11 protein-coding genes, 1 rRNA gene and 2 riboswitches are annotated in these 11,119 nt (G+C 67.5%); of the genes, 1 reads left to right on the forward strand and 11 read right to left on the reverse strand.

The genetic code is table 11. From position 1 onward, the window contains the following. Positions 1–125, reverse strand: a riboswitch (glycine riboswitch). Then, positions 126–223, reverse strand: a riboswitch (glycine riboswitch). A gap of 114 nt (positions 224–337) precedes the next feature. Further along, positions 338–727 carry a PRC-barrel domain-containing protein gene (locus ACWGI6_RS31295; RefSeq protein WP_174872739.1) on the forward strand — a complete coding sequence of 130 codons (390 nt, stop codon included), beginning with the start codon at positions 338–340 and terminating at the stop codon, positions 725–727. On the opposite strand, the gene ACWGI6_RS31300 is transcribed toward ACWGI6_RS31295, so the two are convergent. The 11 genes from ACWGI6_RS31300 to rrf form a co-directional block, all read right to left on the reverse strand. Continuing rightward, positions 631–2,088, reverse strand: coding sequence for a DNA polymerase IV (locus ACWGI6_RS31300; protein ID WP_453270623.1), 1,458 nt, complete (start codon positions 2,086–2,088; stop codon positions 631–633). The two genes, ACWGI6_RS31295 and ACWGI6_RS31300, sit on opposite strands and share 97 nt — an antisense overlap. 66 nt (positions 2,089–2,154) lie before the next feature. Next, positions 2,155–2,760 (reverse strand): MerR family transcriptional regulator, encoded by a 606-nt coding sequence (locus ACWGI6_RS31305; protein ID WP_393909860.1) that lies wholly within the window; start codon positions 2,758–2,760, stop codon positions 2,155–2,157. Positions 2,761–2,947: 187 nt separating this feature from the next. Beyond that, positions 2,948–3,421 carry a bifunctional nuclease family protein gene (locus ACWGI6_RS31310; protein WP_006606439.1) on the reverse strand — a complete coding sequence of 158 codons (474 nt, stop codon included), beginning with the start codon at positions 3,419–3,421 and terminating at the stop codon, positions 2,948–2,950. 56 nt (positions 3,422–3,477) lie between these two features. Continuing rightward, positions 3,478–4,224, reverse strand: coding sequence for a transcriptional regulator FtsR (ftsR, locus tag ACWGI6_RS31315; protein ID WP_453270624.1), 747 nt, complete (start codon positions 4,222–4,224; stop codon positions 3,478–3,480). Positions 4,225–4,241: 17 nt separating this feature from the next. Then, positions 4,242–5,090 carry an FHA domain-containing protein gene (locus ACWGI6_RS31320; protein ID WP_453270625.1) on the reverse strand — a complete coding sequence of 283 codons (849 nt, stop codon included), beginning with the start codon at positions 5,088–5,090 and terminating at the stop codon, positions 4,242–4,244. A 118-nt stretch (positions 5,091–5,208) separates the two neighbouring features. After that, a complete protein-coding gene (locus ACWGI6_RS31325) occupies positions 5,209–6,309 on the reverse strand; it encodes a DUF881 domain-containing protein (RefSeq protein WP_453270626.1) in 1,101 nt (366 codons plus the stop codon). A gap of 5 nt (positions 6,310–6,314) precedes the next feature. After that, on the reverse strand, positions 6,315–6,647 hold the full coding sequence (locus ACWGI6_RS31330) for a small basic family protein (RefSeq protein WP_003984969.1): 333 nt from the start codon (positions 6,645–6,647) through the stop codon (positions 6,315–6,317). Next, positions 6,644–7,576, reverse strand: a complete 933-nt coding sequence (locus ACWGI6_RS31335) for a DUF881 domain-containing protein (protein WP_453270627.1) — start codon at positions 7,574–7,576, stop codon at positions 6,644–6,646. The genes ACWGI6_RS31330 and ACWGI6_RS31335 overlap by 4 nt, the downstream gene beginning before the upstream one ends. Positions 7,577–7,651: 75 nt before the next feature. After that, positions 7,652–10,147 carry a sugar phosphate nucleotidyltransferase gene (locus ACWGI6_RS31340; RefSeq protein WP_453270628.1) on the reverse strand — a complete coding sequence of 832 codons (2,496 nt, stop codon included), beginning with the start codon at positions 10,145–10,147 and terminating at the stop codon, positions 7,652–7,654. Between the two features lie 122 nt (positions 10,148–10,269). Continuing rightward, positions 10,270–10,878, reverse strand: coding sequence for a CDP-alcohol phosphatidyltransferase family protein (locus ACWGI6_RS31345; protein WP_453270629.1), 609 nt, complete (start codon positions 10,876–10,878; stop codon positions 10,270–10,272). A gap of 148 nt (positions 10,879–11,026) precedes the next feature. After that, positions 11,027–11,119, reverse strand: a 5S ribosomal RNA gene (rrf, locus tag ACWGI6_RS31350); the annotation flags it as partial.

Consider the following 11,119-nt stretch of genomic DNA (forward strand, 5'->3'; position numbering starts at 1 on the left):
GCCTCCCCCTCTGTCATCTAACCTGAGAGCTTCACCGGCCCGCCCGAGGCGGCCCGGCTTTCACCGTCGGTGAGGAGGGGTCCCGGACTGTACCTTCCGTGGCCCGCCCTGCTTTCCAGAGTGACCTCGCCCATGCGGTACGTGTGCCTGAGAGATTCCGGGGAGGATTTGCTCCTTCGGCGCCCTGGTCGCGAACGACAAAGGACTCTCCCGCACGGGGTTTGCGGCCATGGGCCAGCCTACCAGCGCGGCACTCGAAGGATCCTTCGAGTGGCCAGGGCATGAAATGTGCCGTTTGGTAGTTGTCAGAGGGCAGTTGCGACCAATTGGAGGGACCGTGCAAACCGATATCGATCCCCGGAGCCTGATCGGCCGCAAAGCGTTCGACCGCAACGGCGCCAAAATAGGCACGATCGACGAGGTCTATCTCGACGACGCGACGGGGGAACCGGAGTGGGCGGCCGTGCGCACCGGACTCTTCAGCCGGGACGCGTTCGTCCCCCTCGAACCCAGCAAGATGGTCGGTGAGGGACTGCACATTCCCTACGACCGCAAGTTGATCAAGGACGCGCCGGACTTCGGCGTCGGCCGTCATCTCTCCCCTGAGCAGGAACTTCAGCTCTATCACCACTACCGACTGGATATCTCCTCCCCGACCTCCGATCCGGTGTCCTCCCCCGGCTCCGGTGACCAGGACTTCGGCAAGATCGCCGGCTCGGACGACTGACCGTCCGCCGGCCCCCCGCCCACCAACGGGAGGGGCTCCCCGGGCCGCAGTGCCGGATCCTCGACAGCAAAGGTCCGCACCCTTCCCGGTGCGGACCATGGCGTTTCGAAGCGTACGGTCACTCTCCCCACCCCACTGCCCTGCACCCAGCCGGCGCCGTATGCGTCGTGCACCACGTCCAGTCCCGGATGCCAGCGCCGCGGCCGCTCCTCCTCGGGCTCGTGCGGCGCCGTCTCGCCACCGGACGGCTCCGCCGCTGCTCTCGCAGTCTCCTCCGCCTCCCGCTCCGTCGCCAGCTGGGCGAACAGATCCTCCTGTGTGAAGTCGGCCAGTCCGCTGACCCCCACACCCAGCAGCCGGACCCCGCCGGTGGTGTCCACCGTCTCCAGCAGCCGCGCAGCGGCCTCCCGTATCACCGCCGGATCGTCGGTGGGCCCACGGAGCGTCTCGGAGCGGGTCAGCGTCGAGAAGTCGTAGTTGCGCACCTTGATGACCACCGTCCGCCCGGAGCGCCCGGCGGCCCGCAGCCGCTGTACGCAGCGGTCGGCCAGCCGCAGCACCTCGCTCCGCACCCGCGTCCGGTCGGTCAGATCGACCTCGAAGGTGTCCTCGACCGAGATGGACTTCGCATCCCGCTCGGCCACCACCGGCCGGTCGTCCTGGCCCAGCGCCATGGCATACAGCCCGGCTCCGTGCGCCTTGCCCAGCAGCCGCACCAGCTCGGCCTCGCCGGCCTCCGCGGTCTCCGCGATGGTGTGGATCCCGGCCCGGCGCAGCGTCTCGGCCGTCGCGGGCCCCACCCCGGGCAGCGTCCGCACCGTCATCGGGCCCAGCATCTCCCGCTCGGTACCGGGCTCGATGACCACCAGACCGTCCGGCTTGGCCGCCTCCGAAGCGATCTTCGCCAGCATCTTGGCGCCGGCCAGCCCCACCGAGCCGGTCAGACCCGTGGCGGAGTGGATGTCTCGGCGCAGCTGCTCCCCCACGACCCGCGTGGCGGCCGTCTCGGGCGGCACCCCGCCCGCTTCCAGGTCGACGAACGCCTCATCCAGGCTCAGCGGCTCCACCAGCGGCGACAGCGCGTGCAGCAGCTCCATCACCGTCTCACTCACCTGGCGGTACAACGTGAAGCGCGGGGTGAGATAAGCGGCGTTGGGGCACAGCCGGCGCGCCTGGGCCGTGGGCATCGCTGAGCGGATACCGAACACCCGGGCTTCGTACGACGCCGTGGAGACCACCCCGCGCACGCCGATCCCGCCGACCACCACGGGCTTGCCGCGGAGGCTCGGCTTGGCCGCCTGCTCGGCGGCCGCGAAGAACGCATCCATGTCGAGATGCAGAATCGTCGGCGCGGGTCTCACATGTCCGATGCTGCCCCATGCCACTGACAATCGGCCCGATGCCGGGCCGGTGATGCCCTCAGGGACTCAGCCCGCCCGGTTGCGCCGCCGCGCCAACTCGTCGTGCGGGTTCTTCCCGACCAGGGTCTCGCCGGTGTCCACACGCTCCCCGTGGAGCTGTGACAGCACGCTCTCCACGTCGCGCCACACCACACCCACAGCGATCCCGAAGACGCCCTGGCCGCCCTGGAGCAGATCCACGACCTGGTCGGGCGAGGTGCACTCGTAGACCGTCGCGCCGTCGCTCATCAGCGTCATCCGCGTCAGATCCGCCAGCCCGCGCGAACGCAGATGCTGGACGGCGGTGCGGATGTTCTGCAGCGACACCCCGGTGTCCAGCAGCCGCTTGACGATCTTCAGGACCACGACGTCCCGGAAGCTGTAGAGCCGCTGGGTGCCGGAGCCGTACGCCGGCCGGATGCTCGGCTCCACCAGGCCCGTGCGCGCCCAGTAGTCGAGCTGCCGATAGGTGATGCCCGCTGCCGCACAGGCGGTCGGGCCGCGATAGCCGATGTTCTGCGCCTCGCAGTCCCCCGACACCGCCGCGGCCGATGCCGGGGCAGGGTCTGCTGCCGCGCCCGAGTGGAGCGGCAACGCCCCTTCCGCCGCCATACCGTCGCCGGTGATTGCCACGCCGCCCTCCGTCCTCCACGTCCCGGACGGGACCTGCCACATCGACGGTATGCAGTCACTCGGGGTGCGTCAACGATCGCCGCGCTCGCCACGCCGAGTGATAATCACCCTACGAGTGGTTTCTCGTGACCTCGCACGGGGAAGGCCTCATTGTTTGGCCGGAAACAGGCGGTTCGCCTGGCCGGTATTACTGACTGTTGGTCCCGAAGTCCTCGGGCGAGATCTGGTCGAGGAACTCGCGGAACTTCTCCACCTCGTCCTCCTGCTCGTCCGGGATGGCGATCCCCGCGTCGTCCAGCACACCGTCGGTACCGAAGATCGGCGTTCCGGTGCGCAAAGCCAGCGCTATCGCGTCGGACGGACGCGCACTGACCTCGACCCCGCTCGCGAAGACAAGTTCGGCATAGAAAACCCCCTCGCGCAGATCCGTGATGCGGACCTGCGTCAGCTCCTGGCCCACCGCTTCGAGCACATCCTTGAAAAGGTCGTGCGTCAGCGGCCTGGCAGGGACCATGCCCTGCTGGGCGAAGGCAATGGCGGTGGCCTCCCCTGGCCCGATCCAAATGGGCAAGTATCGGTCGCCTCCCACCTCCCGCAGGAGCACGATCGGTTGGCTGGAAGGCATTTCCACCCGGACACCCACGACGTCGAGCTCGTTCACACAGCAACCCTAGGACGTGCCCGGCCGGTTTGGGTAGTCGGGCACTCGTTTGCTCACTACAGCCGGACCCGCAAAGCGGTCTGCACCAGTGCCGCATGCAGCCGTACGGACAGCGTCGCCAGCTCCCTGGCAGTGGCTTCGGCATGGGCCCTGGTCTGCGGATTACGGTGCCGCCGAAGGGGTGCAACGACCTGCTCGACCAGGCCGGCCTCGCGCTCGGCGGCCGCCTTCACGGCACGCAGATGCCGCGGTTCGAGACCGAAACGGCCCAGGTCCGCAACGAGCTTGGCCACCGTGACGGCCTCGATGTCGTATCCGCCCTCCGCATGAGGGACGATGAGTCCGTAGGACTCCCAGTCGGCGAGCGCCGCCTCGTCCACCTCCGCGGCGGCCAGCAGCTCGGCCCGACCGATCCGGGCAGCCGTCGGGCGCTCCTCGCCCGGGCCGTGCACGCCTTCGACCAGATCCCGTGAGGGTGTGGCCGGGGCCGGAAGCTGGACCCGCTCACCGCGCTCCAAGGCGTCCAGGTGTTCCCGGATGACCTTCAGCGGCAGATAGTGGTCCCGCTGCATCCGCAGGACGGCGGCCAGCCGCTCGACGTCCGCCGACGTGAATTTGCGGTATCCGGAAGGCGTGCGCTTCGGCTCGACCAGTCCCTCGGCCTCCAGGAAGCGAATCTTGGAGATGGTGACCTCGGGAAACTCCTCGCGCAGCAGGGTGAGCACCGTGCCGATGCTCACCGGCTTACCGTCCGAGGAGGCGGCGCCGGCAAAGCCGGCACCGCCTTTCGGTGTATGGCGCATATGCCTTCCCCGGCCGGTCAGATACCGGCGCCTCGCTGGCTCGCGTAGAAGACCAGGCGGAACTTGCCGATCTGGACCTCGTCGCCGTTGGCAAGGGTGACGGAGTCGATCCGCTCGCGATTGACGTAGGTACCGTTCAGGCTGCCGACATCGGCGACCGTGAAGAGACCGTCAGGGCCGCGGCGGAATTCCACATGACGGCGCGAAACCGTCACATCGTCGAGGAAGATATCGCCCTGCGGATGCCGGCCCGCCGTCGTCAGCTCACTGTCCAGAAGGAAGCGGCTGCCCGAATTCGGACCCCGCCGGACGACCAGCAGCGCCGAACCCAACGGAAGGGCGTCGACAGCCGCCTGGGCCTCGGGGGACAGCGACGGCGACAGATTCTGGCCCGTCGCCTCCGAGTCGTAGGCCTCCAGCCCCGAAATGGAGATGGTGGAGGTCGTCTCGGACGCCCTCTCGGGCTGAGCGCCCGCACGCAGCGGCGCACCACAGTTGGAACAGAACCGGCTCGCCTCGGCGTTCCTGTTCCCACACCTCGTACAAATCGGCAAGGCCGACCCTCCACCCGTGCGTGCGGCTGATGGTTCCTGGGAACCTATGCGGGCGGCCCCGGAGGGGTCAACAGAACCCGCGCCGTGCCCCCCGGACGGCCCGCTGACCTCGTCACGGAAGAGCGGACGGTCCTCAGCAGCGCCGCTCTCGTCGGACCGGCCCGACGCGCGGTGCCGCGCGGAGCCGCTGCCGCCATCCTGGCGGGCGCTCTTGCCGAACAGCTTTCCAAACAACTTCACGGGCGATTCCCCTTGAACGACATAGACCCGCCCGTGGGGCAGGACGAACCCTCGATGCACACACCGGCCCATCCGGACATCCTGTGAACGTCCGTGGCCTTCAGACAGTTTCCACCACACACCACATGCACGGTGCGTCGACCCCCCGCTACCTCGTGCCCTCCCCGGGCACTCGACATAGGTGTACGCCTCACTGCGATGACGACCGAGCGTAGTCAGGCCGCTTCGCCTGTCGCAAGGCGCTCACAATGATCTTCTCCTCACGGGTCACGGACACCTTGGCCTGCTCCTTTTCCAGAGTCTGGACCACTCCACCGGGGATGTTCAGCGCCGGTTCCAGGTCCTGCGGCTTACCGATGACCTTGAAGCGGTACGGCTGCGTGACGCGCTTGCCGTCGATCTCCACGCCACCCCGGAGATCCGAGAGAGAGGTGTTCGCGACGACCCGGACGTCATTGACCTGGATGGCCTCCGCGCCGGCCGCCCGCAGCTCCTGGATGGTGTCCAGCAGCTTGTCCGCCTCGACGGAGTGCTTCGGGTCGTCGATGGTCAGGTTGATGCCGGGCCCTTGCGCCGCGACGGTCCCGGCCAGCACACCCAGCTGCTGTTCCTTCTCCACGGTCTGCTTACGGGCCTCCTCGGCCTGGTCCGAGCTGTTCGCCAGCTCGGTCTTCTGCCCTTCCAGGCGCCGCTGTTCGTCGGTCAACCGCTGGGAGCGATTGTCCAGCTCGTCCAGAATGCGCACCAAGTCCTCCTGACGCGCACCCCGCAGCGCACTGCTGTCACTTGTGGAACGTACCTGAATCGCCAGGCCGAGGCCGAGAATGAACAGGAGCAACGCAACGATCAGTTGAGCGCGGGTCAGCCGCGGCGGCCACAGGCTCGCCACCAGCCGCTCCCGACCACTTTGCGGGCGCTCCGCAGTCCCGTTATCGGCAACCGCCTCCGGAGTCGAGGAGTCTGCCCCTTTATCGGCGCTCTGTCCAGCACTGTCCGGTTCCGGGGCTTCGGTCTCTTCCTCGGCCTCCGCCCGCTCAGAGGTGCTCCGGCTCTCGGGCGGCATCGGCCACCGGCCGGCCGTACTGCTGTCCTGGTCCGGCTCCGGCTTCTTCTCCGGCTCCGGTTCATGCCACTTCTCCGGCTCCGGCTGCTCTGCCTTCTTCTCCCGCTCGGGGCGCTCCGGCCCCTTCTCCCACTCCGGCTGTTCCGGCTGCTCCGGCTGTTCCGGCCCATCCGGCTGCTCCGACTGCTCCGGCTTCTTCCCCGGCTCCGGGGTCTCTTCCATCGACATCTGCCTCACGCCCGGAAGACGTGCCGGCGGATCGCGGCGGCGTTGGAGAAGATCCGGATACCCAGCACCACGACGACGCCGGTGGAGAGTTGGGCGCCGACGCCCAACTTGTCGCCGAGGAAGACGATCAGCGCGGCCACGACGACGTTCGACAGGAAGGAGACCACGAAGACCTTGTCGTCGAAAATGCCGTCCAGCATCGCGCGCAGACCACCGAACACGGCATCCAGCGCCGCGACGACAGCGATCGGCAAGTAGGGCTCGACCACCGTCGGCACCACGGGTCGGACGACAAGCCCGACCACGACTCCCACGATGAGGCCCAATACGGCGATCACGATGTGCCCTTCCCTGTGTCGGCGCCGTCCGCCTTGGCGGCACCGGCCTGCGGCTTTGCGGTACGTACGATCAAACTGGGCGCGGGTGTCAGCGTGACCTTGTTCTCCGCGGAAATCCTGGTGCGCACGCCGTAGTTCTCCTGCAGCACATGAAGGTACTGACCGTCGGCGCTGTCCTGGAAAGCGGTGCTCAGCCTCTGCCCGTCCCCCACCGCCAGCACCGTATAAGGCGGCGCCAGTGGCTTGTTGTCGACCAGTATGGCGTCTCCTGCGGCTCTGATCGCCGAGAGTGACGTAAGCCGCTGCCCATTGACGGAGATGGCCTCCGCACCGGACGCCCACAGGCCGTTGACGACGCGCTGCATGTCTCTGTCGCGTACCCGCCCCGTGTCCGAAAATCCACTGCTCTCGCGCGGCCCGCCGCCACTGGACTCCGCGTCCTTGGCATCGTCCACGACGAGCTTCACCCCGGGCCCGGAGACCTGGGTCGAACCGGACAGCAGAGCCAGCAGTTCGGCCTTGTCGCCGCCGTGCTGCTTCAGCGCCTCGCGCTGCATTCTGCTGACGTCGTCCCGGAGTGCGTCGACCCGATGCTGCTGCCGGTCCGCCTCGCCGGTGCCCTTCTGGATGCGGTTGATCAGCTCTTCGCGCTCCTTGGCGAGCGTCGGTGCGGATATCCGCGCCTGCGCCGCCCCCACCGTCACCACGAGCGCGGCGAGCACCAGACCGGCCGCGAGGCCCAACTTCGCCCGCAAGGTACGCGGCAGACCGCGGACCCCGGCTTCGGAATTCCGGGCGGCGGCCTCGGCGTATCCGTCGTCGAGGCTGTGATCCATCACATTGGTCAGCAGCGACATGGACGCATCGGGGCGCGCGGCCGAGGTCTTCGTGTTGCTCCGATCGGGGCGCTGCTGCGACATGCCGCACATCGTCGCACGTCGTCCGCACAGTCTCCCAATGGCCCCACCGGCGTGCCCGTCCGCGGCCCGCCGGTGGGGTCCGGGTCAGCGTCCTGCGCTGTCCACCACTGCGGACCACTCGTCCAGCAGCTGCTGAGCGGAGGCGTCGTCCGGCCCTTCCGCCCACAGATGGGTGACCGCCTCGGCGGGGTCGGGCAGCACCAGGACCCAGCGGCCGTCGGGCTCCACGACCCGTACGCCGTCGGTGGTGTCCACGTCCCGGTCACCGGCCGCCTCGACGACATGCCGCATGACGAGTCCCTTGACCGCCCAGGGGGTGGCCAGATCACGGCGCTGGACATGCGCCCTCGGGATCCGTGCGTCGATCTGGCTGAGCGTGAGCTGGGTACGAGCCACCAGGCCGATCAGCCGGACGAATGCGGCCGCACCGTCGAAGACGCTGCTGAACTCGGGGATGATGAAGCCGCCCCTGCCGTCCCCGCCGAAGATGGTGCCGTCTTCGCGGCCCACCCGGGTCAGATCGTCGGGCGAGGTCGTCGTCCACTCCACCTGCGTCCCGTGATAAGCCGCCACCTGCTCGGCGATCCGGGTCGTGGTGACCGGCAGCGCCACCCGCCCGGTGCGCCGCTCGGCCGCCACCAGATCGAGCATGACCAGGAGCGCGCGGTCGTCCTCGATGATCCGGCCGCGCTCATCCACGAGGGACAGCCGCTCGCCCACGGGGTCGAAGCGCACGCCGAAGGCGGCCCGGGCCGAGGCCACGATCTCGCCGAGCCTCACGAGTCCGGAGCGCCGCGCGTCGGCCGTCTCGGTCGGCCGGGACTCGTCGAGCCCGGGGTTGATCGTCAGGGAGTCGACGCCGAGCCGTCCCATCAGGCTGGGCAGGACCAGGCCCGCGCTGCCGTTCGAGGCGTCCACGACGACCTTCAGCCCGGACTCGCTGATGCCCGTGATGTCCACGGCCCGCAGCAGGGACCCGGTATAGGAGTCGAAGACGCTGGCCGGGAAGATCAGATCGCCGATCTCACCGGGGAAGGCGCGACGGTACTCCTGGCGGGCGAAGACGCGGTCGAGCTTGCGCTGCCCGGCCTGCGACAGGTCGGCGCCCCGCTCGTCGAAGAACATGATGTCGACGGAGTCCGGCACGCTCGGCGTCGTCCGGACCATGATGCCGCCGGCGCTGCCGCGGGCGGTCTGCTGACGGGCGACGGGCAGCGGGACGTTCTCCAGATCGCGTACGTCGATGGCGCTGGCCTGAAGTGCGGAGATCACCGCACGCTTGAGTGCCCGGGCGCCTCGGGAGTGGTCTCGCGCGGTGGTGACCGTGGAGCCCTTCTTGAGCGTGGTGGCATAGGCGCCCGCCAGCCGTACGGCGAGTTCCGGCGTGATCTCGACATTGAGGATCCCGGACACACCTCGGGCGCCGAACAGATGCGCCTGGCCGCGGGACTCCCAGATCACCGACGTATTGACGAATGCGCCGGCCTCGATGGTCTTGAACGGGTAGACCCGCACATTGCCCTGCACGATCGATTCTTCACCGATGAGGCATTCGTCGCCGATGACGGCGCCGTCCTCGATCCGGGCGGCCCGCATGATGTCCGTGTTCTTGCCGATCACACAGCCACGCAGATTGCTCTGCTGCCCGATGTAGACGTTGTCGTGCACTACGGCACGGTGCAGGAACGCACCGCTCTTGACGACGACATTCGAGCCGACAACGGTGTGCTCGCGAAGCTCCACATCCGCTTCGATCTTGGCGTAGTCACCGATGTACAACGGACCGCGGAGCACCGCGTCGGGGTGGACCTCGGCCCCCTCCGCCACCCATACGCCCGGCGAGATCTCGAAGCCGTCGATTTCGACATCGACCTTGCCTTCGAGCACATCGGCCTGTGCCTTCACATAGCTTTCGTGTGTGCCGACATCCTCCCAATAGCCCTCGGCGACATAGCCGTAGATCGGCTTGCCTTCCTTCATGAGCTGCGGAAAGACATCACCGGACCAGTCGACCGAAACATCGGGCTCGAAGTAGTCGAAGACCTCCGGCTCCATGACGTAGATACCGGTGTTGACGGTGTCCGAAAAGACCTGGCCCCAGGTCGGCTTTTCCAGGAAACGTTCGACCTTGCCGGCCTCGTCGACGATGGTGATGCCGAACTCGAGCGGGTTGGGAACCCGGGTGAGACAAACGGTGACCAGGGCACCTTTTTCCTTGTGGAACCTGATCAGATCGGTGAGATCGAAATCGGTGAGGGCGTCACCAGAAATGACGAGGAAGGCGTCGTCCTTGAGGGCTTCCTCGGCGTTCTTCACGCTGCCTGCGGTGCCGAGTGGCTTTTCCTCATTGGCGTAGGTGAGCTCCATCCCGAGCTCTTCACCGTCGCCGAAGTAGTTCTTGACGAGCGAGGCAAGGAATTGCACGGTTACGACGGTCTCATTGAGACCATGCCGTTTCAGCAGCCTGAGCACATGCTCCATGATCGGCCTATTGGCGACAGGAAGCAGGGGCTTGGGCATGCTGGACGTCATGGGGCGAAGGCGTGTTCCTTCGCCGCCGGCCATCACGACGGCCTTCATGTCGGAAGCGTCCTCCTCTAAGAGACGACGGTCTTGCCGACTTCACTTGTCCAAATCGCCCGCTGTTCCTGTTTTCACGTACGGGCGCCGGGGCCCTGGCACAACCTGCCGGTTCGGATAGCTCAGTCGGCCGTGGCGTCCGCCCTGATGATTCGGCGGACCTGGACCACGTAGAGGATCCCTGCCCACCAGTAGAGCGCCGTACCCCATCCTGCGAACGCCCATCCGAAAACAGTGGCGAGTTCGTGAAGCCAGCCCCTCCTGTCGCTCAGGAGGAGCAACGGGAAGGCATACATCAAGTTGAACGTAGCCGCTTTGCCCAGGAAGTTCACCTGGGGAGGCCCGTAACCGTGGCGTCCGAGGAATCCGACCGCGATGAGCAGCATCAGCTCCCGTGCCAGCAGGGCCGCGGTGAGCCAGAGCGGCAGGATCTCGCGCCATGTCAGACCGACGAGGGTGGACAGGATGTAGAGGCGGTCGGCAGCCGGGTCGAGGATTCGCCCCAGACTGCTGACCTGGTTCCAACGCCGGGCGAGCTTGCCGTCCAGATAGTCACTGACGCCACTCAGCGCGAGGATCAGGAGCGCCCAGGCATCAGCGTTCGGGCCACCGAATTCCGGCCACAGGATCAGCCACAGGAACACCGGCACGCCGAGGAGGCGCGTCATGCTCAGGATATTCGGGATGGTGAGGACGCGATCCGTCTGGACCCGCGTCTCCTGGACCTCCACGCGGGGGCCTCCTGTGGGGGAAATGTGCCAACGATGCCCCCTGACCTTACCTGGCCCGCCGGCCGGGCCGTGCCGCGGGTCCCAAGATCACGAAACGCAGAAAAGCCCCGCGGGAACAGTGGCTCCCACGGGGCTTTTCTCAAAGTTTGTTCGGCGGCGTCCTACTCTCCCACAGGGTCCCCCCTGCAGTACCATCGGCGCTGAAAGGCTTAGCTTCCGGGTTCGAAATGTAACCGGGCGT

The organism is Streptomyces sp. NPDC054786 (assembly GCF_053611685.1).

Coding starts and splice junctions, on each gene's coding strand:
- ACWGI6_RS31335 (WP_453270627.1), bottom strand. CDS start 7,576: ATGTGCGGCATGTCGCAGCAGCGCCCCGATCGGAGCAACACGAAGACC.
- ftsR (WP_453270624.1), bottom strand. CDS start 4,224: ATGCGCCATACACCGAAAGGCGGTGCCGGCTTTGCCGGCGCCGCCTCC.
- ACWGI6_RS31340 (WP_453270628.1), bottom strand. CDS start 10,147: ATGAAGGCCGTCGTGATGGCCGGCGGCGAAGGAACACGCCTTCGCCCC.
- ACWGI6_RS31320 (WP_453270625.1), bottom strand. CDS start 5,090: ATGGGCCGGTGTGTGCATCGAGGGTTCGTCCTGCCCCACGGGCGGGTC.
- ACWGI6_RS31325 (WP_453270626.1), bottom strand. CDS start 6,309: ATGTCGATGGAAGAGACCCCGGAGCCGGGGAAGAAGCCGGAGCAGTCG.